A 24,834-nucleotide genomic window follows, 5' to 3' on the forward strand; every position below is an offset into this window, starting at 1 on the left:
GAATGGCCGCCTACGACTATATCCATGACGGGATGGCGATCTACGAGCGCTCTTTCGCCATCATCCGCGCCGAGGCGGACTTGTCGCGCTTTTCCGAGACAGAGGCCGATGTCGCGATCCGCATGATCCACGCCTGCGGCCAGGTCGAGGCAGCCAGCCAGTTCGTGTTCTCCAGCGGTTTCGTTGAAGCGGCCCGTGCCGCCCTTGCCGCCGGGGCGCCGATCTTCTGCGATGCCGAGATGGTCGCCCACGGCATCACCCGTGCCCGCCTGCCGGCCGGAAACGAGGTGATCTGCACGCTGCGCGACCCGCGCACCGTCGATATCGCCAAGGAAATCGGCAACACGCGCTCGGCCGCCGCTATCGACCTTTGGAGCGAGCGCATGGCAGGTTCGGTGGTCGCCATCGGCAACGCACCGACCGCGCTGTTCTATCTGCTCGAAAAATTGCGCGACGGCGCGCCGAAGCCGGCCGCCATCATCGGCATGCCGGTTGGTTTCGTCGGTGCTGCCGAATCCAAGGATGCTCTGGCCGAGAATTCCTACGGTGTGCCTTACGCCATCGTACGCGGCAGGCTGGGCGGCAGCGCCATGACGGCCGCTGCACTCAACGCATTGGCGAGGCCAGGCCTGTGAACGCTTTTCCCAAAGGCCGGCTCGTCGGCGTCGGCACCGGTCCCGGCGATCCGGAGCTATTGACGCTGAAGGCGGCGCGCGTGCTGGCCGAGGCTGACGTTGTCGCCTATTTCGCCAAGCGCGGCAACAACAGCAACGCGCGCGCCATTGTCGAGGCGCGCTTTCGCCCGGATATGGTCGAGCTGCCGCTGCTCTATCCGGTGACGACCGAGATCGACAAGGATCACGACGACTATCGCTCGCAGATCACCGATTTCTACGAGCAGTCCGCCGAACAGGTCGCCGGGCATCTCGGCGCCGGCAAGATGGTGGCCGTGCTGTCGGAGGGCGATCCGCTTTTCTACGGCTCCTACATGCATCTCCATGTGCGCCTCTCGCACCGATTCCCGACCGAAGTCATTCCCGGTATCACCGCCATGTCCGGCTGTTGGTCGGCGACCGGCCTGCCGATCGTCCAGGGCGACGATGTGCTGACCGTGCTTCCCGGCACGATGAGCGAGTTCGAGCTGACGCGGCGGCTGGCCGATACCGACGCCGCCGTCATCATGAAGGTCGGCCGCAACCTGCCGAAGATCCGCCGCGCGCTGGAAGCGACCGGCAAGCTGGCGCAGGCCGTCTATGTCGAGCGCGGCACCATGCCGGGCAGCGTGTCGATGCGGCTCGCGGAAAAGCAAGACGACAAGGCGCCCTATTTCGCCATCGTGCTGGTCGCCGGCTGGTCGGCGCGTCCCGGAGTTCCCGGAGCAAAGCCATGAGCGGCCGCCTCACCGTGATCGGCCTCGGTCCCGGCAATGCCGATCAGGTCACGCCGGAGGCGATCCGCGCCGTGACGGAGGCTTCCTTCTTCTATGGCTACAAGCCCTATCTCGACCGGCTCGAGCTGCGACAGGATCAGACCCGCATCGCCTCCGACAATCGCGAAGAGCTAGCCCGCTCGAACGAGGCGCTGGCCAAGGCAGCCGAAGGTCACAGCGTCGCTGTCGTGTCCGGCGGCGATCCCGGCGTATTCGCCATGGCGGCCGCCGTCTGCGAGGCGATCGAAGCCGGCCCGCCAGAATGGAGGTCGATCGAGCTCGCGGTCGTCCCCGGCGTCACCGCCATGCTCGCGGTCGCCGCCCGCATCGGCGCGCCGCTCGGCCATGATTTCTGCGCCATCTCGCTCTCCGACAATCTAAAACCCTGGGAGCTGATCGAGCTGCGTCTGCTGGCGGCGGCTGGCGCCGGCTTCGTCATTGCGCTCTACAATCCGATCAGCAAGGCGCGCCCCTGGCAGCTCGGCCGCGCCTTCGAATGCCTGAAGGCCATTCTGCCGGGCACCACCCCCGTGATCTTCGGCCGCGCCGCCGGCCGGCCCGATGAGCGCATCGAGGTGTTTCTGCTCGCCGACGCCGATGCGGCAAAGGCCGACATGTCGACCTGCGTCATCATCGGCTCGCCCGAGACCCGCATCATCAAGCGCGGCGACAAGCCCGCGCTGGTCTACACGCCGCGTTCGGCAACTGGGTCGAGAAAATGATCGACCATCGCAGCCAGCTGATCGACGGTCTCGGCCGACGCAATGTCAGGCAGCGGCGGCCTGCGCACCATGATCACTTCGATGCCGAGCGCGCGCGCCGCGGCGATCTTGCCGTAGGTCGCCTCGCCGCCGCTGTTCTTCGAAACGACGGTATCGATGGCGTATTTTTCAAGCAGCGCGCGCTCGTCCGCTTCGGGAAACGGCCCGCGCGCCAGAAGGTAAACTACGTCAGGCACAGCCAGCTTCGGCTCGATCGGGTCGACGCTGCGAATGAGATAGCGATGCTGCGGAGCGGTCTCGAACGCGCCGGCTTCCTGCCGGCCGATCGCCAGCAAGACTCGTCGCGGTGCCGTGCCAAGCGCCTTGGCCGCTTCAGCGACGCTCTCCACCAGCGTCCAGCGATCACCCGCGACAGGCTCCCAGCCGGCACGCCGCAGCGCAACGATCGGCACGCTGGTTTGCCTGGCCGCCTCAGCGGCATTGGCCGAGATACGGGCCGCATAAGGATGCGTGGCGTCGATCACCAGATCGACCTGTTCCCGGTGGAGATAGGCGGCCAATCCCTGCACGCCGCCAAAGCCGCCGCTACGCATGGGCACGCCTTGCGCCATGGGGCTTTCGGTGCGGCCGGCGAGCGACAGCGTGATCGAGAAATCCTTCCGGCGAGCCAGCTTGCCCGCCAGCTGCCGGGCCTCCGTGGTTCCGCCGAGAATCAGAATACGGTGCGTCATCATGCCTGCTGAGGGTTCGCGCGCTGCCAAGCCGGTCGCAAGATGGCTGACCATCGTCGGCATCGGCGAGGACGGTGTAGCGGGTCTGGGCGACGAGGCCAAGCGCAGGATCGCCGAGGCCGAAGTCATCTTTGGCGGCAAGCGGCACCTCGCGCTCGTCTCAGACTTGGTCAAGGGCAGGGCGCGACCGTGGCCGACGCCGTTCGATTCCGAGATGCATGACGTGCTGGCGCTCGAAGGCAGAAGCGTCTGCGTGCTGGCTTCCGGCGACCCGTTCTTCCACGGCGTCGGCGTCACGCTGGCGCGCAAAGTGAAACCGGATGAGATGCTCGTCCTGCCGGCGCCGTCATCGCTGTCGCTGGCCGCCTCCCGCCTCGGCTGGGCGCTGCAGGATGTCGAGACCATCTCGTTGCATGGCCACCCGATCGACATCCTCCGCCCCCTGCTCCACCCCGGCGCACGTATCCTTGCGCTCACATCCGACAGCGACGCGCCGGCCGCCATCGCCGCGCTGCTTGACGAACTCGGCTTCGGTCCGTCGCGGTTGACGGTTCTCGAAGCGCTTGGCGGCCAGGACGAAACGCGCCGCGCTGTCCGAGCCGACGCCTTCGATCTCAAGAACATCAATCCGCTCAACGTGCTGGCGCTCGAAATAGAATCGACTCCGGATGCGCGCATCCTGCCTTTGACCGTCGGCCTTGCCGATCATCTGTTCGAGCATGACGGCCAGATCACCAAGCGCGAGATCCGCGCCATGACGCTGTCGGCGCTGGCGCCGCGGCGCGGCGAACTGCTCTGGGATATCGGTGCCGGCTCCGGCTCGATCGGCATCGAATGGATGCTGGCCCACCCTTCGATGCGGGCGATTGCCATCGAAGCCGACAGCGAGCGCGCCGCCCGCATCCATCGCAATGCCGCGCATTGCGGCGTGCCCGGTCTCGTCGTCATCGAAGGCTCGGCACCGAAAGAGCTGGCAACACTGGAGACACCAGACGCCATCTTCATCGGAGGCGGCGGCAGCGATGCCGGCGTGCTGGAGACGGCGATCAAGTCGCTGCGCGCCGGCGGCCGGTTGGTCGCCAATGCTGTGACGCTGGAAATGGAGGCGCTCCTGCTTGACCAGCATACCAGGCGCGGCGGCGACCTACTGCGCATCGCCCTCTCGCGTGCGGCGCCGGTAGGATCCATGCAAGCCTGGCGTCCGGCCATGCCGGTCATGCAATGGAGCTGGGTAAAGCCATGATGGTCGCGGGTATCGGCTGCCGGAAGGGTGTGATGGCGCGCGACGTGCGGGCCGCGATCGAGACCGCGCTCGAAGCGCATGGGTTGGCAGTAACCGCGCTTTCAGCGCTGGCAACGGGCGAAATGAAACGCGACGAGCAAGCGATCTTTCTTGCCGGTCGCGACCTCGACCTGCCCGTGCTCGTCGTCTCCGACGACGCCTTGCAAACCGTCTCGTCCGGCACGATCAGCCAATCCGAATGGTCGCGGGCTCATGCCGGCACGCCGTCGGTTTCGGAAGCGTCGGCCCTGGCCGCGGCCGGCAAAGAGGCGAAACTGCTTGGACCGCGTACGGTACTTGGTCCTGTTACCTGCGCCATCGCCCTTGGTGGAGGCCCAAAATGACCGTCCATTTCATCGGCGCCGGCCCTGGTGCTGCCGACCTCATCACCTTGCGCGGCAGCCGCCTGCTGGCGTCCTGCCCGGTCTGCCTCTATGCCGGCTCGATCGTCGCGCCGGAACTGCTCGAACACTGCGCGCCCGGAACCAGGCTGATCGACACCGCGCCGATGTCGCTCGACGAGATCGAGGCCGAATATCTTGCCGCCCACAAAGCCGGCCAGGACGTCGCGCGCCTGCATTCTGGCGACCTTTCGGTGTGGAGCGCAGTGGCCGAGCAGATCCGGCGGCTCGAGAAGCGCGATATCCCCTACACGATGACGCCGGGCGTGCCTTCCTTCGCGGCGGCGGCGGCGGCGCTTCGGCGCGAGCTTACCATTCCCGAGCTCGCGCAAAGCCTCGTGCTGACCCGCGTGTCTGGCCGCGCCTCGAAAATGCCGCCCGGCGAGACGCTTGCCGGCTTCGGCCGCACCGGCGCAACTCTAGCCATCCATCTCGCCATCCATGCCATCGACCGCATCGTTGCCGAACTCACGCCGCTCTATGGCGCAGAGTGCCCAGTGGCGGTCGTCTTCCGCGCTTCCTGGCCGGACGAGCGCATTCTGATCGGCACGCTGGGCACGATCGAGGCGCAGCTTGCGCAAAATCCGATGGAGCGCACCGCGATCATCTTCGTCGGCAGCGCGCTCGCCGCGCAGGATTTCGGCGAAAGCTCACTCTACGACGCCCACTACCAGCGGCGTTTTCGCGGACGGGACGGATTGTGAACGGCAGCGCCAATACGAACGGACGGGCTACGGTCGAGCAGGCGCTGGCGCGGCTGAACTTCAAGCCGCGCGAACTGGAACCCGGCCATGTCTGGCTGGCCGGCGCCGGCCCCGGCGATCCCGGTTGCCTGACGCTTGAGGTTCTGGCCGCGCTCGGCCAATGCGACGCGCTGGTCTTCGACGCGCTGGTCTCAGCGGATGTTGTCGCGGTCGCGCAGGGTGCCGAGTTGTTCTATGCGGGAAAACGTGGCGGCAAGCCTTCTATGAAGCAGGACGACATCACCGCTTTGCTGGTGAAGCTGGCGCGCGAGGGCCGCCGGGTCGTGCGGCTGAAGGGTGGCGACCCCTACATCTTCGGCCGCGGCGGCGAAGAGGCCTTGGCGCTGGCGCGGGAAAACATCCCGTTCCGCGTGCTCTCCGGCCTCACATCAGGTCTTAGCGCGCTCGCCGCCACCGGCATCCCCGCCACCATGCGCGGCATCAACAAGGCAGTCATTCTCGCCACCGGCCATGCCGCGGGCACGGATGACGATATCGACTGGGCGGCGATCGCCCGGACCGGACAGCCGATCGTCGTCTATATGGGCATGGCCAATTTGCCGCTGATCGCGGCGGCGTTGCTCGAAGGCGGGCTGGCGCCGTCGACGCCGGCGGCGGTGATCGTTTCCGCGACGACGCCGCAGGAGCGCATCCTCGTCGCCACGCTTGCCACAATCGCCCAGGAAGCAGCCGCCGCCGGCCTCGCCTCGCCGGCACTGATCGTCGTCGGCGGCATTGTCGCCATGCGCGCAGCACTGGCGGGCGGGGCATGACGGCGCGCGCGATCATCATCGGCGCGTCGCGCTCGGGCTCGGGCAAGACCAGCGTCACCATCGGCCTGCTGCGCGCGCTGGCCCGCCGCGGGCTGAAAGTGCGCGGGGCAAAGTCCGGACCGGACTATATCGACCCCGGCTTCCATAGCGCCGCGACAGGCCTGTCCGGCGTGAACCTCGACAGTTGGGCGATGCCGCCTGCCCTGTTGAATGCGCTGGCCAGGCAAGCGGCGGACGATGCCGACTACGTCATCCTCGAAAGCGCCATGGGCCTGTTCGACGGCATTCCCGCGCCGCAAGGCCGCACGGGCTCGGCCGCAGATCTGGCGCGGCTCTATGGCCTGCCGGTGCTTCTGGTGCTCGACGTTTCCGGACAGTCGACCACGGCCGCGGCGGTGGCCAAGGGCTTTGCCACCTACGATCCGGACGTGCGCATGGCCGGCGTCGTGCTCAACCGCCTCGGCAGCGAACGCCACCGCCGCCTCTCGGGCGACGCCATCGAGGCGATCGGCCTTCCCGTGGTCGGCGCCATCCTGCGCGATCCGACGCTCAACCTGCCGGAACGGCATCTGGGTCTTGTCCAGGCCGGCGAGTACGAGAACCTGATGGCGCATCTCGACCGGCTGGCCGACATGGTCGAAAAGTCCCTCGACATCGACGCCATCCTGACGCTGGCGACACCGCTGGAACCCCTGCCCGGCGAATTTGCCGACGCCTTGCAGCCGCCCGCGCAGCGCATTGCGCTGGCGGAGGACGCGGCCTTCACCTTCCTCTATCCGCATGTCGCCAATCATTGGCGAACGGCCGGCGCCGAAATCGTGCCGTTCTCGCCTTTGGCCGACGAGGCGCCTGCCGAAGACTGCGAAATCTGCTGGCTGCCCGGCGGCTATCCGGAACTGCATGCCCGCAGACTCGCCGCGGCCGACAATTTCCGCGCAGGCTTGGCGCGCTTTGCCGCGACGAAGCCGGTCCACGGCGAGTGCGGCGGCTTCATGGTGCTGGGCGAAGTGCTGGAGGACGCGGACGGGATAAGCCATAGGATGCTCGGCCTTCTCGGCCATTCGACGAGCTTCGCCAAGCGCAAGATGAATCTCGGCTATCGCGAGGCGCGGCTTCGCGCCACCTGCCCGTTGGGGCCGGAGGGCACGCTCATTCGCGGCCATGAATTCCACTATGCGCAGATGACGGCTACCGGCAATGACGAGCCGCTGGCCGACCTTGCCGACGGCCAGGGCAATCCGCTTGGCCCGTCCGGCTACCACCGCGGCCATGTCAGCGGCACCTTCTTCCATGCCATTGCGAGGGGCGCATGAGGGGCTTCTCCGAGCCTCGCCGGTTTCTCGACGACATCGGCCTCAGCCTCGTCTTCTTCACGCGACTGAGGCTCCCTTCCAGCGATTTCGGCGGCCGAAGCCTTGCCGATGCCATCTGGGCAGCGCCCGTTGCCGGTCTCGCCGTGGCGATCATCGGCGCGATCGCCTACGCCGTTGCTTCGAGGCTCGGGCTTGTCGACGGTCCCGCCGCGGCGCTCGCGCTTGCGGCGACGATGCTTGTCACCGGCTGCCTGCATGAGGACGGGCTCTCCGACATCGCCGATGGTTTCGGCGGCGGCAGGACGCGTGAGAGGAAGCTGGAGATCATGCGCGACAGCCGCATCGGCGCCTATGGCGCGGCGGCGCTCGGCATCTCGCTGCTCATTCGCTGGAGCGCGCTTTCGGAACTGGCCGGGCCTGGCCATATCTTCCTGGCGCTTTTGGCAGCACACGCCGCCTCGCGCGGCCTGTTCGGCGCCTTCATGCATCTTCTGCCGCCGGCGCGCCCCGATGGGCTGTCGGCCGACGCGGGCTCGGTCACTGCCGAAACCGCCGTCGTTGGCGCCGCGCTCGGAGCCGTGGCGCTGTTGGCGCTCGGCCTCGGCGGCGCAATTGCCGCGGTGATCCTGCTTGGCCTGCTGTTTGCCGCCTTTCGTGCGCTCTGCCTCAGCCAGATCGGCGGCCAGACCGGCGATACGATCGGCGCGCTGCAGCAGCTCGGCGAGATCGCCGTGCTGCTTGTCGCTTCCGCTTGCCTTTCCTGATTCTTCTTTCGGAGACCTTGCCCTCATGTCCCCTCAAACAACGTCGTTCAAATCGCTCGAAGACCTTCGCGCCGCCTGCCTCGATCTGTCCGGCGGCAGCGATACGGCCGCCGCCGCCGTTGCCCGTCGCCAGGACACGCTGACCAAGCCGCAGGGCAGTCTCGGCCGGCTGGAAACGATCGCCGCGTGGTTGGCCCGCTGGCAGGGCCGCGACATGCCGAAGCTCGATGCGGTCAAGGTCTTCGTGTTTGCCGGCAATCACGGCGTCACCGCGCAGGGCGTGTCGGCCTATCCTTCGGAAGTCACTGTACAGATGGTGGCGAACTTCGCCGGCGGCGGCGCTGCCATCAACCAGCTCGCCCGCGTCGCCGGCGCCAGGCTCGACGTCATCCCGCTCGATCTCGACCACCCGACCGGCGATTTCACGCAAGCGCCGGCCATGGACGAGCAGACCTTCCTCGCCGCGGTCTCGGCCGGCTACGACGCCGTGACCAACGATCTCGACCTCGTCTGTTTCGGCGAGATGGGCATCGGCAACACCACGCCGGCAGCAGCGATCTCGGCCGCTCTTTTCGGCGGCGGCGCGGAAAAATGGACCGGCCGCGGCACCGGCGTCGATGATGCCGGATTGATCCGCAAGATCACCGCCATAGAGGCGGGCCTGAAGCGCCATGCCGATTCGCTTTCCGACCCGCTGAAGATCGCCGGAGCGCTTGGCGGACGCGAGCTTGCGGCGATCTTCGGCGCCACGCTCGCCGCGCGCAAGAACAACGTGCCGGTGCTGCTTGACGGCTTCGTCTGCACCGCCGCCGTGGCGCCGCTGGCAAGGCTGCACCCGACCGGGCTGGCGCACACCGTCGCCGCCCATGTCTCGGCCGAAGCCGGTCATCGCCGCCTGCTCGAAGCGCTGGGCCTGCCGCCGCTGCTCGACCTCGGCATGCGGCTCGGCGAAGGCTCCGGCGCCTGCCTTGCCGTCAACATCGTCCGCTCGGCGCTGGAGTGTCATACGAGAATGGCGAGTTTCGCGGAAGCCGGCGTTTCGGAAAAATAATCTTCCTTCAAAATTTCAACGCTGTTGAAATGACGAAATAACGTCCTCTTGATTGTTTCGTGCGACAGAGATGTTTCACGGGAGATCGAAACGATGTATTTGAAGGGCCTAATATTTGTTACGTTTCTTGCTAGGATGGCACTGCCGGTCCTTGCCCAAGATCAATATGTTCGCCCGCTTCGCCCCGGCGAAGACGGATCTGCCAGAATCCAATCGTCGATTTCGATGACCCTTCCGGTCAAGGACGACGAGGACGCAGCCGCCCAGCAGCAGGCCGCACTTCGCTCTTTCTACAAGGTCGCGGCCGTCAGTTGCGCCATGGTGGTCGAGACTGTCGCCGACACCTGCGAAATCACCGGCATGACAACTAACGTCAATGCCCGGGATCGCAATGTCGGTGGTTATGGCGGATCGCAGGTTACGGTGACCGGCCAGATCACGATGAAGGTCAAGTTCAAGGCCAGCTTGAACAGGACAGCGCAGTAGGACTGGTGCCCATCTCGCTTGTTTTCTGGCCGCTTTATGAAAAGAATTTGGTGGGTGTGCACAGGATCGAACTGTGGACCCGCTGATTAAGAGTCAGCTGCTCTACCAACTGAGCTACACACCCACACCGCCGGGAAATCCAGCGTCGGCGGCGCATATAGCCGCCGGTTTGAGCGATGTCCAGCCCTGCCGGATCATTTCCCGACAAATCGCCGAATTGCCGCAGGTGTCACACAAAAAGCTGGCCTTCTGCCACTTTGATCGCATGGCCTCCGATGCGCGCGGAGGCCAGTTTTCCGCCGTCGACATTGAGTTCGAGCCGGATGCGCGAGGGCCTCCCCATTTCCAGCCCCTGCTCGATCCAAAGCTGCGAGATCCCGTCCGTTGGACCATCGAAATGCATGATGGCGCCGGCAAAGGCCGCCGCCGCGGAGCCGGTCGCCGGATCTTCGTAGGAAGGATTGCCAGGCACGATCATGCGCACATGGAAGGCGCTGTCGTGATGCACCGTCTCGCGGCAATAGACGTACGGGCTGGCGAAGGCCCATTCGCTCTTGCGCGGCGCGAGTTCGGACCATGCCTGGTTGTCCAGCCTGACTTTTGCGGCCGCTTCGAGGCCGGCAACCGGAATGGTGACGTAGGGCACGCCGGCCGACCAGAAGGAGACGCGGTGATTCTCGAAGCCGAGCTCATGCGGGCCAAGGCCAAGCGCGGCGCCGATCATTTCCGGTTCGGCGGCGAGTTCCAGCCGCTCAGGCAGTTTCGCCAAGTCGAATTCGGCGAAGGTAGCGCCATCATGCCTGCTGACCGCGCAACGCACGGGGCCGATGTTCTCCTCCAGCACAAAGATGCCAGTCGCTTCGCCAGCCTGCTCCGCAAGCGCGATAGCCGACCCAACCGTCGGATGGCCCGCGAACGGCATCTCATAATCGGGCGTGAAGATGCGTATACGGTTGCGATGCTTGGGATTTTCGGGCGACAGCACGAACACCGTCTCGGACAGGTTGAATTCGCGCGCGATCGCTTGCATGGCGGCCGTATCCAGCCCCTCGCTGTCGAGCACCACCGCCAGCGGATTCCCGGCCAGCCGCTCGGTCGTAAACACGTCGTAAAGCAAGTAGTCGCGCATCATTTGGAAAACCTTCCGCCTCGTCCCGAATTTCTGCTCGATCCCAACATGAGGGAAATTTAATTTGAAATTCGAACCTCAAGGCATGATTTGTTCACGGATAGGGACATCAATTTGTCGTTATAGGGGTCCGTGGTGGACCAGCTTGTCAATCCGCCAAACGCAGAAACCGACACTTCCATCGAAACGGCCCTCGGGCTCGACCGCAAAGGCGTGAGCCGCAAGCGCCGCCGCTTCTGGCTCTACGCGCTGCTGGCGCTGGCTGTCGTGGCGGCCGCGATCGCCGGCTACCGCTGGAACGCCGTCTCGCCGCCCCGGATCGAATACGCGACCGCGCCGGCGACGATTGCCGACCTGACCGTCAAGGTGTCGGCGACCGGCACGCTGCAGCCGCTGACGCAGGTCGACATCTCCAGCGAGCTTTCCGGCATCGTCCGCGCCGTCGCCGTCAACGAGAACCAGCAGGTCAAGAAGGGCGACGTGCTCGCGACGCTCGACACCGCCAAGCTCGAAGTCCAGATCGAGCGCGCCACCGCCTCGGCAAAGGCGGCGGCGGCCGCCGTCGAAGATGCCAAGGTCACGCTGCAGGAAAACCAGAACGCGGTGGTCCGCGCGAGCGCCCTCACCAAGCGCGGCATGGCGACGGATCAATCGCTTGAGGCCGCGACCGCGACACGCGATCGCTCCAAGGCCGCGCTCGACAGCGCCGAGGCCAATCTCGCCATCGCCGAAGCTGATCTGAAGGCCCAGCAGACCGACCTTGCCAAGAGCACCATCTACGCGCCGATCGACGGCATCGTGCTCACGCGCTCCGTCGATCCGGGGCAGACGGTCGCTTCTTCGCTGCAGGCGCCGGTGCTGTTCGTCATCGCTGCCGACTTGCGGAACATGGAGCTGCAGGCGGCGGTGGACGAGGCCGATATCGGCCAGGTCAAGCCCGGCCAGCATGCCCGCTTCACCGTCGATGCTTTCCCGGACCGTCCCTTCGACGCCGAGATCCGCGACATCTCCTATGCTTCCGTCACCACCGACGGCGTCGTCACTTACAATGCACGGCTGGAAGTCGACAACGGCGAACTTCTGCTCAGGCCAGGCATGACCGCCACGGTCGCGGTGGTGACCCGGCAGGCCAAGGGCGTGCTCACCGTGCCGGCCACAGCCTTCCGTTACCGCCCGGCGCTACAGGCGGCCCGCGGCTGGAGCCTGCGCGACCTCTTTACCGGCCGCATGGGGCGCCCCAACCGGCAGCGCGAGGCGACGAAAGCGCCGATCGACGGCTCGCGCACGCTCTATGTGTTGGACAACGGACGGCCGCATGCCCTCAACGTCAGGATCGGCTCGACCGACGGTGAACTGACCGAGATCACGTCCGGCCTCGAGGAAGGCGCAGAGGTCATCACCGGCTCGCAGCAACGGAGCTGACCCGTGTCCGCTCCCCTGCTCATCACCTTCGACAGTGTATGGAAGAGCTATGGCGAGGGCGAAGCGTGCGTGCACGCACTTGCCGGCGTCGATCTTGCCGTCCGCAGAAGTGAGTTCGTCGCCATCATGGGACCGTCCGGCTCGGGCAAGTCGACGGCGATGAACATCATCGGCTGTCTCGACACGCCGACGGCCGGAACCTACCGCTTCAAGGGCGTCGATGCCGGCCGGCTCGACCGCAACCGCCGCGCCCTGCTGCGCAACCTTTATGTCGGCTTCGTCTTCCAGGGCTACAATCTCCTGCCCCGCACCACGGCGGCGGAAAATGTCGAGCTGCCGCTGATCTATCGCGGCGTTTCCGCCCGCGAGCGCCGGGAGCTGGCCATGCAGGCGCTCGCCCAAGTCGGACTTGTCGGGCGCGAACATCACACGCCGGCCGAGCTCTCGGGCGGCCAGCAACAGCGCGTGGCGATCGCGCGTGCCATCGTCACCAAACCGACTCTGCTTGTTGCCGACGAGCCCACCGGAAATCTCGACACCGCGCGCACGCACGAAATAATGGAATTGCTGACCAGGCTGAACGCCGAATTCGGCCTCACCATCGTCATGGTCACGCACGAAGCCGACGTCGCGGCATATGCCGGGCGCACGGTGCGCTTCCTCGACGGCCACGTCGCTTCCGATACAGCGAAAGCCGAAGCAGCATGATCTGGGAAACCGTCCGCCTTTCGCTGATTTCCATCCGCCGGAACGTGCTGCGCTCGTTCCTGACCCTGCTCGGCATCGTCATCGGCGTCGCCGCGGTCATCGCCATGCTCACCATCGGCTCCGGCACCAGCGAGAAGATCAAGGCGGACATCTCGAAACTCGGCAGCAACCTGCTCGTCGTCCGCTCGGGCCGTCCGGCAGGGCCTGGCGGCCCGGGCGGGCTCGACCAGGTCACCCGACCGCTGGCCGCCAAGGACCTCGAAGCACTGGTTGCCCATCTCAGCGGCGCACGCGCCATCGCACCGGCGTCGCAAAAACAGGTGCGGGTCATCTTCGGCACGGAGAGCCTGACGTCGGGCGTTACCGGCACCGACAGCGCCTATCTCGACGCGCGCGACTGGAAGCTGGTGTCGGGCCGCCCCTTCAGCGATTCCGAGGCGCGCGCCGGCGCCGGCGTCTGCCTGATCGGCGAGACGGTGCGGCAGCAGTTCTTCGGCGCCGGCGATCCGGAGGGCGAGACGATCCGCGTCAACCGCACCTCCTGCCGGATCATCGGCCTGCTCGAGCCGAAGGGTTACACCGGCTTCGGCCAGGATCAGGACAATGTCGTGCTGATGCCGCTGGCCGCCTACCAGCGGCGCATCGCCGGCAACCGCGACATCGACTCGATCTACATCGCCGCCGACGACAGGACGCCAACCACCGAACTGCAGCCGCGCGTCGAGGACATCCTGCGCGACACGCGCCGCATCACGCCGGACCGCGATGCCGATTTCTCGATCCGCGACATGACCCAGATCGCCGACGCCATGGCAAGCGCCACCACCACCATGACCGGCATGCTGGGTGCCGTCGCCGGCGTCAGCCTTCTGGTCGGCGGCATCGGCATCATGAATATCATGCTGGTATCGGTCACTGAGCGCACGCGCGAGATCGGCATCAGGCTGGCGATCGGCGCGCACGAAAAACACATCCTGATCCAGTTCCTGGTCGAGGCGACGGTGTTGTCGCTGCTTGGCGGCATCATCGGCATCCTGATCGGACTGGCGCTCGCAGGCCTGGCCTCGGCGACGTTGACGATACCCTTCGCGCCGAGCCTGGCAGTGATCCTGCTCGCCGTCGGTTTTTCGGCGCTGATCGGCATGGTGTTCGGCTTCTTCCCGGCACTGCGCGGCGCAAGGCTCGATCCGATCGAGGCGCTAAGGCACGAGTGAACCGCCGCATCGTTGGCCCGTGGCCGTGTCAGACCAACTCGTTGGCAAAATGCCACTCGATCAGCGGCTTCATGTGCCCCATCAGCCCGACCGGCAGGTCGGTTGCGTTGCGAATGACGACCGGCCCCTCGATCTCGGGCTCCGCTTCGGTTGCAACGAAGGCGCTGATGCGCCGCGCAAGCTCTTCCGCCGGCTCGGGAACGTGATAGCGGCGGAAGATCACCGTGCCGCTCGAAGTCGACAGCGCATAGTAGCGCTGTCCGCGGGCGGCGCCCGACAGATCGATCCCGGTTTCCTCGCCCACCTCGCGGATCATGTTGAAATCTATATCGACGACGCCGTCCCGGAAATCGATCGGCTCGAAGGAGCCGGCGGCGAAATAGACGCGGCCGGCGTTCACCGTGTGCGAGCCCATCCGGATCGCCACCAGCGCATTGTCGCCGGCAACCAGCACGGCGTGCGCATAGGCATGTTCGGCGCCGCTCAGCTCCCGGTTTTTGCGCCACAGCATGAAAGTCGAGTACTTCACCGCATGGCAGCGGCCGATGAGCCGGCTGTCGCGATAGCTCAGCGCCGAAAGCAGCACCACGGTGCCGTCATATAGCGCCGGCTTCATCTCCATTTCGCGCCGCCAGTTTTCCGAGATCGCTGTCTGATTGTCGCGCTCGAACGGATGCGGGCTGGCAACGAGCCGTACGTCGACCGCGTCGACCGGCAAAATGACATTGCGCGGCAGGTCGAAGCTCACGGGCTCAGGCCATGTCCAGGTTGATCACCACCGGGCAATGGTCGGAGGCCTTCGGCCTGTCCCACCCTGCACGCGGAAAACGCTCTACTTCCTGGCCAGGCGGAAAGATGGTGCGCCAAGGCTGACCGTTGCGGATGATCTCCGGAACCGCGGTGGCGTTCTTCGCCGCCAAGGCCTTCGACAGCAGGATATAGTCCAATTGGCACAAATGCCGCTCTTGCGGGCCGCGCGTGTGATAAAAACTCCAGCGGTCCATCTCGGGCCGCCGCTCGACGACATTTTCGCAAAAGCCGCCGGCGGTCAGAACGTTGATCGAGGACTGGGCTTCGTCGACGACGTGGAAGCGATAGCCGTCGAAGCTGTCGCCTTCGATCTTCACGCGCTGCCGGTAATCGTTCATGTCGCCGCAGATTGCCCAGCGCTTGTCGGCCGCATGGTCCTTGCCGAAGCGGTCCTCGATGATGCGGCGCACGGCCTGCGCCTCGGCGATGCGCAGTGGCATCGTCGCCTCGCGGCCATCGAGCCCGTTGCGCGGCGAGCCCATTGACTTGAAATGCACGAGATACAGCGTAAGCGGCATGCCGCCGACCGTTATGTCGATTTCCAGGCAGTCGCGCCGGAAGACGCGTTCGGTGGCCAGGTGCCCGAACGCCGCCAGCTCCGGCGTGAACAGTCCGAACTGCTCGAACGTGACATAGGCATGGCTGGTCATGCGCACGAATTCGATCGGCTGCCCCTGCGCGGTCTCGTTGCGCATCATCACGGCGACGTCGATGCCGCGGGAGTCGTTGCCGGCGGTGGTGTATTTCTGACGATAGCCCTGCCCGATCATCTTGAAGAGATAGCCATATTCGAAGGCCTTCAGCCCCTCGATGTTATCCACCTCCTGCATGCAGATGACGTCGGCGCGTGTCGCGGCTATGGCGAGCGCGGTAAGCTGGCGGGTGTCGTCGGACTGGGCGATCGCGCGCGCCTGTTCGAGCAGCCTGTATTCTGCTTCGCTCTGGATGTCGAACAGCGCCAGTGTTCGGTCCTCGTTGAGCTGGTTGCGATAGCCGGAGAAGTCGAACCTGTTCATCAGGTTCTCGACATTGAAGGTGGCGAGGCGCAGCGACATGGCCGAGACCTTTGCCCGCAAGCAATGGCGAACACAAGAGCAGACGCACGCCCGTTATGGTTGACGGAACCTTTCTGTTCATCTTCCGTTCAGATGGAAAGTTCCATCAATAGGCCTATTCCCGAGCGTTTTGGGCGTGGGGCCTTACTCGTGGAGAGTGAAATGAAACCGCTCTTGTCTTCCCTTGGATCCGGGCTTCTGGCCTTGGGTCTCTCCGCTGGGCTGACGGTGTCGTCGATTGCCGGCCCGGTCCTGCAGCCCGAAATGTCGACCGTGACCAGCACGGCCGCATCCACCATCATCCCCGTTCGCGACAGCTGGGCCGGCGGCAACGACCGGCGGCAGATGTATGACTGGCGCTGGCGGCGCGGCGGTGACTGGCGCGGCCGCGATTCCAGATGGCGTGGCGGCGACTTCCGCGCACGTCATTTCTCCCGCAACTGGGATGGAGATCGCAATTGGCGCTGGCGGCATCATCGCCATCATCGCCATCGCCACTTCGACAGTGGGGGCGCGGCCATCCTTGGGCTCGGCCTAGGCCTCGGCCTCGGCAGCCTCGCCTACAACAATTTCTACAATCCCTATTATTACGATCCCTATCCGCGCTACTATCAGCCGCGGCGCATTTACCGGACCGAGCGGCTTTCCAGGGCCCATGTCCAATGGTGCCACGACCGCTATCGGTCCTATCGGGCCTGGGACAACACATTCCAGCCCTATAACGGCCCGCGCCGGCAGTGCATTTCGCCCTTTATCTGAGCCCCTCGGCACGAAGCTCAACGGCGCCCGGCGGGCGCCGTTTCTTTTTGTCAGGGCGCGCCCGACGGCGACGCGATAACCTTAAATTTAGCAGATGCGTCTATCCGTAATGCGGTGCCCCATATGACGATCGCCAGGCTGCGATCCGCTAGGACGACTCCGCCATGACCGAGAACGAGTTGAGAGGCAAGCGCCGGCAACGCGTGCTGAAGGGCGCGGCGATCCTGACCGGCATCAACAATTCCGGGGTCATGTGCACGGTGCGCAACATGCATCCTGGCGGCGCCGAACTGAAGCTGCCGATCGAGGCGCATGTGCCCGACGAATTCCTGCTTTACGTGACGAAGGACCGGATCGGCTACAAGGCGATCGTCCGCTGGCGCCGCGACGACCGCATCGGCGTGGAATTCGCGGGCACCGAGCCGAAGCCGCATTGGCATTACGGCTGAGCGTGAGAGAAGCCGGCGGATCGCTCCGCCGGCTTTCACGAAGCATGAATAGACCGAATTAATTCTTCGCCTTGTCGACCAGCTTGTTCTTGGCGATCCACGGCATCATCGCGCGCAGCTTCGCGCCAACCTCTTCGATCTGATGACTGTCGTTGTTGCGGCGGATGCCCTTGAAGCGCGACAGGCCGGCGCGATATTCCTGCATCCATTCCGAGGTGAATTTTCCGGTCTGGATATCCTTCAGGATGCGCTTCATCTCGGCCTTGGTGTCGGCCGTGATGATACGCGGACCGGAGACATATTCGCCCCATTCGGCGGTATTCGAGATCGAGTAGTTCATGTTGGCGATGCCGCCCTCATAGATGAGGTCGACGATCAGCTTCACCTCGTGCAGACACTCGAAGTAAGCCATCTCCGGCGCGTAGCCGGCTTCCACCAGCGTCTCGAAGCCGGCGCGGATCAGCTCGACCAAACCGCCGCACAGCACCACCTGCTCGCCGAACAGATCGGTCTCGCATTCCTCACGGAAATTGGTCTCGATGATGCCGGAGCGGCCGCCGCCGACGCCGCAGGCATAGGAGAGCGCGAGGTCGAGCGCATTGCCCGAGGCGTCCTGGTTGACGGCAACCAGGCACGGCACACCGCCGCCCTTCTGATATTCGCCGCGCACGGTATGGCCGGGGCCCTTCGGCGCGATCATGACCACATCGACCGAAGCCTTCGGCTCGATCAGGCCGAAATGCACATTGAGGCCGTGCGCGAAGGCGATGGCGGCGCCGTCGCGGATGTTCGGCGCGATCTCTGATCTGTAGATGTCGGCCTGCAATTCGTCGGGCGTTGCCATCATCATCAGGTCTGCCCACTTGGCGGCATCCGCCACGCTCATCACTTTCAGCCCGTCGGCCTCGACCTTGTTGGCGGTCGCCGAGCCGGCCTTCAGGCCGATGGCGATCTCCTTGACGCCGGAATCCTTGAGGTTGAGCGCATGCGCCCGGCCCTGGCTGCCATAGCCGATGATGGCGACCTTCTTGCCCTTGATCAGATTGAGATCGGCGTCACGATCGTAATAGACACGCATTTCGTCTTCCTTCCCGTTTTGAAGATCAGAGCATGATGCCGAAAAGTGTGAAGCGGTTTTCGGACGACATCATGCTCTATCTCTTGGATTTGGAGCCGGATTCAGATTTCAGGTCGACTTGACCTGAAATCATCCGGCCCCGGGGCCTTGCGGCCGGTTGTTTGCTCCCCCGGTCCTTGAGCCGTAAAGAGCGAGAAACTGCTGCGTCGCGCGGGCGGCATCGCCGCCGATCGTCGCCTCGGTCAATTGCAGCCGGTCGCCGAGCAGAAGCCGCATCTGCACGTCGCGGCCGACCAGACCGAAAAACGTCCGGAACGCCGTCTCGGCGTCGTCTAAGTCGAGCAGCCCGGCCTCGCGTCCCGCTTCGAGCACGGGCTTCAGACGCCTGGCCAGTGCAAAACGCCCATTCTGCAGCACGATCGCGCCAAGATCATCCTTCCCGGAGCCGGCATGGCCGACCGCGACACGGTTGAGCGCGATAGACGTATCGCTGGAGATGACCCTCAGCCAGTCGGAAGCGAAGCGTTCGAGGCTTGCGGTCAGCCAAGCGAGGTCGAGGCCTTTGCGGTCGACCGGCGCCACGCGCACTTTCGAGGCCTGCCATTGCACTGTCGCCGTCAGCAGCCCGTCGCGGTCGCCGAACCATTTGTAGAGTGTTTCCTTGGAGCAGCTTGCCCGCCGCGCCACCGCGGTCATGGTCAGGTTGTCGCCCTCTTCGACCAGTAGGCGAAGTGCTGCGTCCAGAACGGCCTGCTGCCGCTCGGTGAGCGTTTCGCTGCTGTCGGTGTCGGCGGCGGCTTGCAACACGTTTTCACCCGTTCCCGGTCGCTCAATAATGCGTACCGTACGTTACGGTTCGGCTTATTGCGCATTCGGGTTTCCAACGCAAGGGGCTGCGGCGAAAAAATCTGACGGTACCCACAAACACTCGTGAGCTAATCGCCGGCCGGTGGCTCGCGCAACCGCCCGAGCAGTGCAGCCAGCGTTTCCAGCTCCTTGGCGGAAAGCTTGTCGCCCATCAGTTCGGCTATGGACGCCCCATAGACCGCCCAGATGCGGCGGCGCATCTCCCTGCCGCTTGGCGTGATGCGCACTGTCTGGCCACGACCGTCATCCGAGACAGGCAGCTTTTCCAGCAGGCCATCCGCTTCCAGCCGGGCCAGCAGTCGCGACACGCTGTACTGCGCCAACAGAACGCGATCGATCAGCTCGAACGGCCGCAAGCCGCCCTCGCCCGCCTCGGCAAGCTCGTGCAGCACGTCGTACCAGGCGAGCGGCGGCAAGCCGCCGGCTTTCAGGGCATACTCGGTCTTTTCGACCAGCTGGCGCGAAACGCGCATCAGGCGGCCCCAGGCTTTGACGGCCTCGGGCGGAAGAGATTTTCTCGTCATCGAGGAACTTTATTCGATAGATGCAATTGCATCAAGCTTGACGGTCGATGCAAATGCATTCACATAGATGCAATTGCATCGATAAGGAGTTCCCGATGAAACATGAGATCTGTAAAGTGGCCGACATCCCGCAGACGGGCAGCCTGATCGCGCCTTTCTTCGGCCGCGAGGTCCACGTCTGGCGCAGCGGCGAGCGTGTCCGTGCCGCAGCCAATGCCTGCCTGCATTTCGGCGGGCCACTCGACTGCAAGGACGGCGCCTTCATCTGCCAGTGGCACGGCGCCCGCTTCGACATGCAAAGCGGCGAGCGCCTCGTAGGCCCGGCGCCGAAGGGCTCGCGGCTGATGTTCCTGTCGACCCGCGTCGAGGACGGCGCGCTGAACTATGTCTGGGGAGAATAAGATGACGGCCAAACTCACCCTCGTCAGTCATCACCTTTGCCCCTACGTCCAGCGTGCGGCAATCGCCCTCGCCGAGAAAGGCGTGCCGTTCGAGCGCGTCAATGTCGACCTTGCCAGCAAGCCCGACTGGTTCAAGGCTATCTCGCCGCTCGGCAAGGTACCGCTGCTCTGCGTTCGAAACGGCAGCAAGGAGGAGATCATTTTCGAATCCGTCGTCATTCTCGAATTCCTCGAGGAGACGCAGGCCAATCCGTTGCACCCGGCCGATCCGCTCATGCGGGCCAGGCACCGCTCCTGGGTCGAATTCGGTTCGGCCATCCTCAACGCCATCGGGCGCTTCTATTCCGCCGCCGATGAGGCCGGCTTCCTCAAGGAAAGCAGCGGCTTGTCGGAACTGTTTGAGCGTGTCGAGGCAGAACTGTCGGCAAGGCGGAGCGGTCCGTGGTTTGCCGGGAAGCGCTTCTCGCTGGTCGACGCCGTCTACGGGCCGATCTTCCGCTACTTCGACACGTTCGACGAGATCGGCGCTTGCGGCATCCTGGACGGTAAGCCTCTCGTCCAGGCCTGGCGCAAGGCGTTGAGCGACCGACAATCGGTGAAGGAGGCTGTCAGTCCGGACTATCCGCTGCGGCTGCACGCCTTCCTTCGGGCAAAGGCATCCTATCTTTCGCGAATGATCCGGCTGCAGGCCATTGCGATTCCGCAAGCCCGATCGGCCTGAACGGGTCGATCACCGTTCCCGCGACCATGGCGGCGAGCAACTGCGGCACCGGCGGGATCTTCGCCAGCGCCGCCACCAGCCGGTCGCGCACGAACGGCAACACGACGGAGTCCGACTGGTAGAACGGCGTCAACGACAACGACAGCGCCTGGAATACCCGCACGTGCCAGCGGCGTGCCCTTGCATAGGTCATCAGCGCTTCGTCGATGTCGCTCGTTCGCGTCAGGGCATGGCTGAGTGCTGCCGCGTCAAGCAGCGCCATGTTCGCGCCTTGCCCGAGCTGCGGACTGGTCGAATGCGCGGCGTCGCCGATAACCGCCAGACGTCGGCCGGCCGGCAGCCTCATCGTGTGGTGGCCGTAGCGGGCCAGCGAGAGCTGCTCGAAACTGTCGATCTGGCTGGTGAAGGCCTCGCATTCTGGCCAGACCGAAACAACCTTCGCCTTCCAGGCGCCCAGACCTTCGGCTCTCACCTGTTCCGCTCCGGCCGGCTTGAGGCTCCAGAAGAAGGCAGCCATGGCTCCGGCGCCAGTATCCGGCCGGCCGATCGGCAGCACGCCGACCATGATGCTTGCCTTGTCGTAGCGCTGCAGCAGCGCCTTTTCGTCAAAACCGTCGCGCCATCCGAGTGAGGCCCAGAACGCGCCATAGGTGAGCGGACGCGGCACAGCCGTGTCGCCAAGGCATTGCCGCAGCCTGGAGCGCCCGCCGCTGGCGTCGACGACCAGATCGAAAGACCCCAGCCGCTTTCCGTTGGCGCAGACCGGCCGCGCACGTTCACCCGTCTCCAGCGTCTCGATCTCGACATTGGTTTCGATGGGAATTTCCGCGCGCCGGGCAGCGCGATAGAGTACGCCGAAGAGCGCTGCCCGGTGCACCGCGAGACCGAAGCGGCGACCGCGGCGCGCGTCATAGCGGACATCGAGCACTGTTCGCCCGCTTTTGGCATCGGTCCCGTGTAGCCGCTCGATACGGCTCCCTAGCGAAAGAATCTCGTCAAGCAGCCCGAGATCGGCGAGCGCCGTCAGCCCGGTCGGCTGCAGCATCAGCCCCGAACCGACGGGCTTCGGCTCGTCGAAGCGCTCGAAGACGGTGACCTTATGCCCTGCCCGCCTGAGATAGAGCGCCGCAGCCAGTCCGGCCGGCCCCGCGCCGGCGATCGCTATCTCGTAAGGCTTGTCCATTGCGCCCAAACCCGAACCGGCGAGGAACAATCCCGCAGCGAAAGCGCGAGATCAAGAGGCGCTTTGACGCTTGTATCGGGGGAGGAAAGGCTCAGGCCTGCGCGGCATCGAAGGCGACGCGCGCCTCACGAACGGCATCGTGGTTGAGCTCGGCCCATTGGATCAGCATCTGCAATGGCGCAAACATCGAGCGGCCGAGATCGGTGAGGCTGTATTCGACGCTCGGCGGCTTGGTCGGAAAGACTTCGCGATGCACATAGCCGTCGCGCTGCAGATCGTAGAGCGTCTGCGTCAGCATACGCTGCGAAATGTCGGGCACCAGGCGGCGCAACTCCCCGAACCGGTACGGCTTCTCGGCCAAAGCCATGACCAGCAGCGAGCTCCATTTGCCGCTGATGCCCTGGATCACGTCGCGGACCGGGCAGTCGGCGAAATTGCCGCCGCCGGTCATGGCTTTGTAGACCTCGAGCTTCGATTTCAGACTGAAGATCTTGCTGTCCATCGCGACATCCATTGATCGAAACGGCCACCCGCCGGTGGTTTCCCGGCTGTGCCTACCTCCCGGAAAACTGCCTTCTTTACGGCCCCTGGTCAATTCTTATTTTAGTGCTGGTCTCTTTTTGAGACCATCGTTCAAATCCCTTCGACGCAATTTTCAGGAACCTCCCATGACCGAAACTCTCCTCGTCACCGGCGCTTCCGGCCATCTCGGCCGCGCCGTGATCAACCATCTGCTCGATGCGCAGAAAGTCGCGCCGGCAAATATCATCGCAACCACGCGCAATCCCGAAAATCTCGGCGACCTGGCAGCCCTCGGCATTGTCGTCAGGCCGGCCGATTTCGACGATCCGGCCTCGCTGGAGCGCGCGTTCAAAGGCGCCGACCGAGTGCTGATCGTCTCGACCAGTGAGCTCGACCTGAAGAGCGACCGGCGCCTCAAACAGCATCAGGCCGCGGTGGCCGCAGCCAAGGCGGCAAGCGTCTCGCACCTCCTCTACACCTCGATGCCTAATCCCGAGCCGGTCTCGCCGGTGCTGTTTGCCGCCGACCACTACGGCACCGAGCAGGCCATCAAGGCGAGCGGCATTCCCTACACCATCTTCCGCAACGGCTGGTACCAGGAGAACCTTTTCATGGCGCTGCCGCACGCCATTTCGTCGGGCAAGTGGTACACGTCGGCCGGCGACGGGCGCATCGCGCACGCCGCGCGCGACGACATGGCCGCCGCGATCGCCGCGAGCCTCGCTTCCGGCTCGACGGAGAGCCGCGTCTACACGCTGACCGGCCCGCATGCCTACACGACGAACGAAATTGCCGCTCTGGTGAGCGAAGTCACCGGCAAGCCGCTGGAGGTTATCCAATTGCCTGACGAGGCTTTGACCGAGGGCGTCAAGGCGGCCGGCCTTCCCGAGGACTTTGCGCGCATTGTCGTTTCCTTCGACGCCAACACACGCTCCGGCCGTATCGGCATGGTGACCGACGCTATCGAGACGTTGTCGGGCCGCAAGCCGAAGACGCTGAAGCAGTTCCTGGAAGGGAACAAGGCCGCACTGCTTGGCTGAACCGTTGCGCCTGGGAGGTACCCTCCCGGGCGCGTCACCTCGACTTTTTGAGCAATCCGAGCCGGACCAAGCTTTCGCCGGTGGCGACGAGCGCTTCTTCGCGCGATCGCGGCGCCCAGCCAAGCATGCGCATGGCCTTGGCCCCGGTTGCGTTCCTGGCCTTGCCCAATTCCGTCACGATCTGAGCCGCTTGCCCGTCGAACAGTCCGACGGTCCGGACCAGCCAGTCCGGCAGCATTCTCGTCGTAACGCGCGACGCAACGCTGCCCAGCCGCGATTTCAACGTTTGTGCGATCGCCAGCGTCGTCATGAAATCGCCGCTGATGGCGAGGAACCGCTCACCCTTGGCGGCGGGACTGGTCATGGCGCGCAGATGCAGATCCGCCACGTCCCGCACATCGACCACACCGAACACCATGCGCGGCAGACCCGGCATCTCGCCGTCCAGCAATCGCTTGATGAAGTCCGTCGAGGTCGAATGATCCGGCCCCAGGACCGGTCCAAATATCCCGACCGGATTGACGACCGTCAGTTCCAGCGCTCCGCCCTGGCTGGCAAGGAAATCCCAGGCCGCACGTTCCGCCAGCGTTTTCGACTTCACATAGGCGCTCACCTTGGCCGCCAGGTTGGTCCAGTTCTCTTCCGTGAACGGACTGCCCGGAATTGGCGTCTGGCCATAGCCGATGGCCGCAAAGGACGAAGTGAGCACCACTCGTTTGACGCCGGCATCGCGCGCGGCCCGCAGCACACGCAGCGCACCCTCGCGCGCAGGAACGATCAGATCGTCCTCGTGTTTCGGCACGCCCGGCGGGAACGGCGAGGCGACATGAAGAACGTACTGGCATCCCGCGACCGCTTCCGGCCAGTCGGCGTCTGTCGTCAGATCGGCGTAGGCGAAGGAAAGCGCATCGCCCGGCTCGGCACCGCCGACCCTCAGCATGGCGAGAACATCGGCTTCGCGCTTGGCGGATCGCACTGTTGTGCGGACGCGGTAGCCTGCCTGCAACAGGGCTAGAACGCAGTGCGCGCCGAGGAACCCGGAGCCGCCGGTAACGAGCACCAACTCACCGCCCATTCCCGCCTCCCCACCCCTTTAGGCGTTGCAGTCCCTCAAATGGCGACCTGAGTGCCGATCTCGACCACGCGCCCGGTGGGGATCTGGAAATACTCTGTCGCATCGGCCGCCGTCTTCGCAAGGCCGATGAACAGCCTGTCCTGCCAGATCGGCATGCCGGAATTGGGCGAGGCCTTCAGCGA

At 65.0% G+C, this 24,834-nt stretch carries 29 protein-coding genes and 1 tRNA gene; 19 read left to right on the forward strand and 11 right to left on the reverse strand.

Going from position 1 to position 24,834, the window contains the following annotated elements; genetic code table 11:
* Positions 1 to 2: 2 nt before the first annotated feature.
* Genes CK221_RS25880 through CK221_RS25890 form a run of 3 tightly spaced genes read left to right on the forward strand, consistent with a single transcriptional unit; the run spans position 3 to position 2,151 of the window.
* Positions 3 to 635 (forward strand): precorrin-8X methylmutase, encoded by a 633-nt coding sequence (locus CK221_RS25880; protein ID WP_095779767.1) that lies wholly within the window; start codon positions 3 to 5, stop codon positions 633 to 635.
* Entirely contained in the window at positions 632 to 1,390 is a 759-nt protein-coding gene (locus CK221_RS25885; protein ID WP_095779768.1) for a precorrin-2 C(20)-methyltransferase, read from the forward strand. The genes CK221_RS25880 and CK221_RS25885 overlap by 4 nt, the downstream gene beginning before the upstream one ends.
* Positions 1,387 to 2,151, forward strand: coding sequence for a precorrin-3B C(17)-methyltransferase (locus tag CK221_RS25890; RefSeq protein WP_095779769.1), 765 nt, complete (start codon positions 1,387 to 1,389; stop codon positions 2,149 to 2,151). The genes CK221_RS25885 and CK221_RS25890 overlap by 4 nt, the downstream gene beginning before the upstream one ends.
* On the opposite strand, the gene CK221_RS25895 is transcribed toward CK221_RS25890, so the two are convergent.
* The gene (locus CK221_RS25895; RefSeq protein ID WP_095779792.1) at positions 2,115 to 2,882 is read right to left on the reverse strand and encodes a cobalt-precorrin-6A reductase; all 768 of its coding nucleotides are present in this window, start codon (positions 2,880 to 2,882) and stop codon (positions 2,115 to 2,117) included. The genes CK221_RS25890 and CK221_RS25895 overlap by 37 nt on opposite strands.
* 1 nt (position 2,883) lies before the next feature.
* On the opposite strand from CK221_RS25895, the gene cbiE reads away from it, so the two are divergent.
* The 8 genes from cbiE to CK221_RS25935 all read left to right on the forward strand — a co-directional run bounded on the left by cbiE (position 2,884) and on the right by CK221_RS25935 (position 9,695).
* Positions 2,884 to 4,125 (forward strand): precorrin-6y C5,15-methyltransferase (decarboxylating) subunit CbiE, encoded by a 1,242-nt coding sequence (cbiE, locus tag CK221_RS25900; protein ID WP_095779770.1) that lies wholly within the window; start codon positions 2,884 to 2,886, stop codon positions 4,123 to 4,125.
* Positions 4,122 to 4,508, forward strand: a complete 387-nt coding sequence (locus tag CK221_RS25905) for a cobalamin biosynthesis protein (protein ID WP_095779793.1) — start codon at positions 4,122 to 4,124, stop codon at positions 4,506 to 4,508. Before cbiE ends, CK221_RS25905 begins: the two co-directional genes overlap by 4 nt.
* A complete protein-coding gene (gene cobM, locus CK221_RS25910) occupies positions 4,505 to 5,269 on the forward strand; it encodes a precorrin-4 C(11)-methyltransferase (RefSeq protein WP_095779771.1) in 765 nt (254 codons plus the stop codon). Before CK221_RS25905 ends, cobM begins: the two co-directional genes overlap by 4 nt.
* Positions 5,266 to 6,081 carry a uroporphyrinogen-III C-methyltransferase gene (gene cobA / locus CK221_RS25915; RefSeq protein WP_095779772.1) on the forward strand — a complete coding sequence of 272 codons (816 nt, stop codon included), beginning with the start codon at positions 5,266 to 5,268 and terminating at the stop codon, positions 6,079 to 6,081. The genes cobM and cobA overlap by 4 nt, the downstream gene beginning before the upstream one ends.
* On the forward strand, positions 6,078 to 7,394 hold the full coding sequence (locus CK221_RS25920) for a cobyrinate a,c-diamide synthase (protein WP_095779773.1): 1,317 nt from the start codon (positions 6,078 to 6,080) through the stop codon (positions 7,392 to 7,394). The genes cobA and CK221_RS25920 overlap by 4 nt, the downstream gene beginning before the upstream one ends.
* Positions 7,391 to 8,158 carry an adenosylcobinamide-GDP ribazoletransferase gene (cobS, locus tag CK221_RS25925; protein ID WP_095779774.1) on the forward strand — a complete coding sequence of 256 codons (768 nt, stop codon included), beginning with the start codon at positions 7,391 to 7,393 and terminating at the stop codon, positions 8,156 to 8,158. The genes CK221_RS25920 and cobS overlap by 4 nt, the downstream gene beginning before the upstream one ends.
* A gap of 25 nt (positions 8,159 to 8,183) precedes the next feature.
* On the forward strand, positions 8,184 to 9,209 hold the full coding sequence (gene cobT / locus CK221_RS25930; RefSeq protein WP_095779775.1) for a nicotinate-nucleotide--dimethylbenzimidazole phosphoribosyltransferase: 1,026 nt from the start codon (positions 8,184 to 8,186) through the stop codon (positions 9,207 to 9,209).
* Between the two features lie 93 nt (positions 9,210 to 9,302).
* On the forward strand, positions 9,303 to 9,695 hold the full coding sequence (locus tag CK221_RS25935) for a hypothetical protein (protein ID WP_143749107.1): 393 nt from the start codon (positions 9,303 to 9,305) through the stop codon (positions 9,693 to 9,695).
* Between the two features lie 48 nt (positions 9,696 to 9,743).
* Here CK221_RS25935 and CK221_RS25940 read toward each other — a convergent pair.
* Together CK221_RS25940 and CK221_RS25945 are read right to left on the reverse strand one after the other, a co-directional pair.
* Positions 9,744 to 9,819: transfer RNA gene (locus CK221_RS25940), tRNA-Lys, on the reverse strand.
* A gap of 105 nt (positions 9,820 to 9,924) precedes the next feature.
* Positions 9,925 to 10,827, reverse strand: coding sequence for a PhzF family phenazine biosynthesis protein (locus CK221_RS25945; protein ID WP_095779777.1), 903 nt, complete (start codon positions 10,825 to 10,827; stop codon positions 9,925 to 9,927).
* Between the two features lie 132 nt (positions 10,828 to 10,959).
* Here CK221_RS25945 and CK221_RS25950 point away from each other — a divergent pair, with 132 nt between their 5' ends.
* Genes CK221_RS25950 through CK221_RS25960 form a run of 3 tightly spaced genes read left to right on the forward strand, consistent with a single transcriptional unit; the run spans position 10,960 to position 14,168 of the window.
* Positions 10,960 to 12,246 carry an efflux RND transporter periplasmic adaptor subunit gene (locus CK221_RS25950; protein WP_095779778.1) on the forward strand — a complete coding sequence of 429 codons (1,287 nt, stop codon included), beginning with the start codon at positions 10,960 to 10,962 and terminating at the stop codon, positions 12,244 to 12,246.
* A gap of 3 nt (positions 12,247 to 12,249) precedes the next feature.
* Positions 12,250 to 12,954 carry an ABC transporter ATP-binding protein gene (locus CK221_RS25955; protein ID WP_095779779.1) on the forward strand — a complete coding sequence of 235 codons (705 nt, stop codon included), beginning with the start codon at positions 12,250 to 12,252 and terminating at the stop codon, positions 12,952 to 12,954.
* Positions 12,951 to 14,168 (forward strand): ABC transporter permease, encoded by a 1,218-nt coding sequence (locus CK221_RS25960; RefSeq protein WP_095779780.1) that lies wholly within the window; start codon positions 12,951 to 12,953, stop codon positions 14,166 to 14,168. Before CK221_RS25955 ends, CK221_RS25960 begins: the two co-directional genes overlap by 4 nt.
* A 28-nt stretch (positions 14,169 to 14,196) precedes the next feature.
* Here the strand turns inward: CK221_RS25960 and CK221_RS25965 are convergent, their stop codons facing one another.
* Positions 14,197 to 14,916 carry a hypothetical protein gene (locus tag CK221_RS25965; RefSeq protein WP_095779781.1) on the reverse strand — a complete coding sequence of 240 codons (720 nt, stop codon included), beginning with the start codon at positions 14,914 to 14,916 and terminating at the stop codon, positions 14,197 to 14,199.
* Between the two features lie 4 nt (positions 14,917 to 14,920).
* Positions 14,921 to 16,033 carry an endonuclease/exonuclease/phosphatase family protein gene (locus CK221_RS25970; protein ID WP_095779782.1) on the reverse strand — a complete coding sequence of 371 codons (1,113 nt, stop codon included), beginning with the start codon at positions 16,031 to 16,033 and terminating at the stop codon, positions 14,921 to 14,923.
* Between the two features lie 162 nt (positions 16,034 to 16,195).
* Here CK221_RS25970 and CK221_RS25975 point away from each other — a divergent pair, with 162 nt between their 5' ends.
* Both CK221_RS25975 and CK221_RS25980 read left to right on the forward strand, forming a co-directional pair.
* A complete protein-coding gene (locus CK221_RS25975; RefSeq protein WP_095779783.1) occupies positions 16,196 to 16,792 on the forward strand; it encodes a BA14K family protein in 597 nt (198 codons plus the stop codon).
* 164 nt (positions 16,793 to 16,956) lie between these two features.
* Complete coding sequence (locus CK221_RS25980) at positions 16,957 to 17,241, forward strand: PilZ domain-containing protein (protein ID WP_067323293.1); 285 nt, start codon at positions 16,957 to 16,959, stop codon at positions 17,239 to 17,241.
* Positions 17,242 to 17,299: 58 nt separating this feature from the next.
* Here CK221_RS25980 and ilvC read toward each other — a convergent pair whose 3' ends face one another.
* From ilvC to CK221_RS25995, 3 genes are all read right to left on the reverse strand, one after another.
* The gene (ilvC, locus tag CK221_RS25985; RefSeq protein ID WP_067323290.1) at positions 17,300 to 18,319 is read right to left on the reverse strand and encodes a ketol-acid reductoisomerase; all 1,020 of its coding nucleotides are present in this window, start codon (positions 18,317 to 18,319) and stop codon (positions 17,300 to 17,302) included.
* A gap of 129 nt (positions 18,320 to 18,448) precedes the next feature.
* The gene (locus CK221_RS25990; RefSeq protein WP_179295206.1) at positions 18,449 to 19,126 is read right to left on the reverse strand and encodes a TetR/AcrR family transcriptional regulator; all 678 of its coding nucleotides are present in this window, start codon (positions 19,124 to 19,126) and stop codon (positions 18,449 to 18,451) included.
* 128 nt (positions 19,127 to 19,254) lie between these two features.
* On the reverse strand, positions 19,255 to 19,710 hold the full coding sequence (locus CK221_RS25995) for a MarR family winged helix-turn-helix transcriptional regulator (protein WP_067323285.1): 456 nt from the start codon (positions 19,708 to 19,710) through the stop codon (positions 19,255 to 19,257).
* A gap of 95 nt (positions 19,711 to 19,805) precedes the next feature.
* Between CK221_RS25995 and CK221_RS26000 the strand changes: the two genes are divergently transcribed.
* Positions 19,806 to 20,111 (forward strand): Rieske (2Fe-2S) protein, encoded by a 306-nt coding sequence (locus tag CK221_RS26000; RefSeq protein WP_067323282.1) that lies wholly within the window; start codon positions 19,806 to 19,808, stop codon positions 20,109 to 20,111.
* A 1-nt stretch (position 20,112) separates the two neighbouring features.
* On the forward strand, positions 20,113 to 20,832 hold the full coding sequence (locus CK221_RS26005; RefSeq protein WP_170950183.1) for a glutathione S-transferase family protein: 720 nt from the start codon (positions 20,113 to 20,115) through the stop codon (positions 20,830 to 20,832).
* On the opposite strand, the gene CK221_RS26010 is transcribed toward CK221_RS26005, so the two are convergent.
* Both CK221_RS26010 and CK221_RS26015 read right to left on the reverse strand, forming a co-directional pair.
* On the reverse strand, positions 20,720 to 22,015 hold the full coding sequence (locus CK221_RS26010; RefSeq protein ID WP_095779785.1) for an NAD(P)/FAD-dependent oxidoreductase: 1,296 nt from the start codon (positions 22,013 to 22,015) through the stop codon (positions 20,720 to 20,722). The genes CK221_RS26005 and CK221_RS26010 overlap by 113 nt on opposite strands.
* Positions 22,016 to 22,106: 91 nt before the next feature.
* On the reverse strand, positions 22,107 to 22,517 hold the full coding sequence (locus CK221_RS26015) for a helix-turn-helix domain-containing protein (RefSeq protein WP_066998811.1): 411 nt from the start codon (positions 22,515 to 22,517) through the stop codon (positions 22,107 to 22,109).
* A 166-nt stretch (positions 22,518 to 22,683) separates the two neighbouring features.
* Between CK221_RS26015 and CK221_RS26020 the strand changes: the two genes are divergently transcribed.
* Entirely contained in the window at positions 22,684 to 23,577 is an 894-nt protein-coding gene (locus CK221_RS26020; protein WP_095779786.1) for an SDR family oxidoreductase, read from the forward strand.
* 34 nt (positions 23,578 to 23,611) lie between these two features.
* On the opposite strand, the gene CK221_RS26025 is transcribed toward CK221_RS26020, so the two are convergent.
* Positions 23,612 to 24,652, reverse strand: a complete 1,041-nt coding sequence (locus CK221_RS26025; RefSeq protein WP_095779787.1) for an aldehyde reductase — start codon at positions 24,650 to 24,652, stop codon at positions 23,612 to 23,614.
* Between the last annotated feature and the right edge of the window lie 182 nt (positions 24,653 to 24,834).

Origin of the sequence: Mesorhizobium sp. WSM3868, assembly GCF_002294785.1 — a bacterium.
GTDB lineage: Bacteria > Pseudomonadota > Alphaproteobacteria > Rhizobiales > Rhizobiaceae > Mesorhizobium.